This is a genomic window from Streptosporangium sp. NPDC051022, from assembly GCF_040683035.1.
In the GTDB taxonomy this organism is placed as follows: domain Bacteria; phylum Actinomycetota; class Actinomycetes; order Streptosporangiales; family Streptosporangiaceae; genus Streptosporangium.
This window is the reverse complement of sequence record NZ_JBFBCF010000082.1, coordinates 1-2,376: the sequence shown is the minus strand read 5'-3', so window position 1 is coordinate 2,376 and position 2,376 is coordinate 1. Positions and strand designations below refer to the sequence as shown.

1 protein-coding gene is annotated in these 2,376 nt (G+C 67.2%); it reads left to right on the top strand.

Annotated features, from left to right (window positions below; translation table 11 throughout):
* On the top strand, positions 1-2,376 hold a 2,376-nt coding region (locus AB0N02_RS47260), incomplete at both ends, for an amino acid adenylation domain-containing protein (protein WP_363961745.1).

Sequence of the window (2,376 nt, the reverse complement as noted above, 5' to 3'; positions counted from 1 at the left end):
CGGACCTTGTTTCCCGAGGTGGACGGGGTTGCCCGTCAGGAGGTTTTGGATGTTTCGTGCTGGCCGGGGTTGCGGGTGGTCGAGGTCGGTGAGGGCGGCGATCTTCAGGCGGCGGTCGAGGGGGAAACACGCCGTGGGTTTGATGTGTCGGTTGAGCTGCCGTTCCGGGCTTGTTTGTTCCGGGTGTCGGACGGTGAGCATGTGTTGTTGCTGGTGTTGCATCACATCGCGGGAGATGGATGGTCGCTGGCGCCGTTGGCTGCCGACCTTGCTGCGGCCTACGCCGCCCGCCAGGCGGGCCGGAAACCGGAGTGGGGCTCACTGCCGGTGCAGTATGCCGACTACGCGCTCTGGCAGCGGGAGTTGCTGGGTGATGAGGAGGATGCGGCCAGCCTGATCAGTCAGCAGCTGGAGTACTGGAAGCATGCGCTGGCCGGGATTCCGGACGAGTTGGGATTGCCGTTCGACCGGCAGCGTCCCGCGCGTGCCAGTCATCGCGGGGGTGCGGTGCCCTTTGAGGTTTCGGCGCGGTTGCACCGTGATCTGGAGCGGGTGGCGCGTGAGTCCGGCGCGACGATGTTCATGGTGCTTCAGGCCGGGCTTGCGGCGTTGCTGAGCCGGTTGGGTGCGGGGAGCGATGTTCCGATCGGGTCTCCGGTGGCCGGTCGTACGGATCAGGCGCTGGACGACCTGGTCGGTTTCTTCGTCAACACGCTGGTGTTGCGGACCGACGTGTCGGGGGATCCGTCGTTTCGGGAGCTGGTCGATCGGGTGCGTGAGGCGGATCTGGCCGCCTACGCCCATCAGGATGTGCCGTTCGAGCGTCTGGTGGAGTTGCTCAATCCCGAGCGTTCCATGGCCCGGCACCCCCTGTTCCAGGTGATGCTGGCCTTCCAGAACAACGCCGTGCCGGAACTGGACCTGCCGGGGCTGTCGTGGACGCCGCTGCCGGTGAACCTGGGGACGGCCAAGTTCGACCTAGCTGTCAACCTGGCTGAACGGCGCACCGCCGACGACCTGGCCGACGGCTTGACCGGATCGCTGGAGTACGCGGTCGACCTGTTCGATCGGGAGACGGTCGAGTTGCTGGCCGCACGGCTGACCGTCGTGCTGGAGGCGGTGGCCGTTGACAGTGATGTGCGGGTGGGGCAGCTGGATGTGCTGTCGCCGGAAGAGCGGCGGCAAGTTCTGGTCGAGTGGAATGACACCGCGCTTGAGGTGCCGGTGGCGACTCTTCCGGAGTTGTTCGAGGCCCAGGTCCGGGAGAGGGGTGCGGCGACCGCGGTGGTGTGCGGGGACGTCACCCTGTCCTATGCGGAGTTGAACGCGGCCGCCAACCGGCTGGCCCGCCATCTGGTGGCCCATGGCGCGGGACCTGAGCGGTTCGTCGCCTTGGCCCTGCCCCGTTCCGCCGAGCAGATCGTGGCGCTGCTGGCGATCGTCAAGGCGGGCGCGGCCTACCTGCCCATCGACGTGGCCTATCCCGCCGACCGCATCGCCTACATGCTGGGCGACGCGCATCCTGCGTGCGTGGTCACGGTCAGCCCGGTCGTGTCGAAGCTCGCAGATCTCCATGGGCCGGTGTTCATACTGCTGGACGATGCTCTGGTCGAGCAGGAAGTGGCCATGCGGTGCGAGAAGGATCTGACCGACGCCGACCGTCTCGGTTCCCTGCTCCCCGCTCATTCGGCCTACGTCATCTACACCTCGGGATCCACCGGCAGGCCCAAGGGCGTCGTCGTCCCGCATTCGGCGATCGCCAACCTGATCAGGGTTCAGATCGAGCGGTTCGACGTGGACGTTGACAGCCGGGTGCTCCAGTTTGCCTCACCGGCCTTCGACGTCGCCTTCGCCGAGGTGTGCCGGACACTGGTCGCCGGAGGCTCCCTGGTTCTTCTCCCGTCGGCGGTTTACGACGGGGAGCCGTTGGCGGCGGTGCTGGCCGATTCGGGCATCACGCATGTTGTGTTGCCGCCGTCGGTCCTGTCCCGGGTGCCGGTGACCGCCTTCGCAGGTGTCAAGACCCTCACCGTCGGGGGAGAGGCTTGTCCTCCGGCACTGGCGGAGTGGTCTGAAGGCCGGCGGATGCTGAACGCCTACGGGCCGACCGAGACCACGGTCGCATGCGCCTTCCACGAAATCGACCTGGAGGACGGCAAGGCTGGTGCGTCCGTTCCCATCGGCCGGCCGATCTGGAACACCCGGATCTACGTGCTGGACGCGGCCTTGAGGCCGGTGCCGGTGGGTGTGACGGGCGAGCTGTACGTGGCCGGTGTGCAGGTGGCTCGGGGGTACCACGCCCGTGCCGGGCTGACGAGCGAACGATACGTGGCATGTCCCTTCGGGGAACCGGGCGAACGGATGTACCGCACGGGA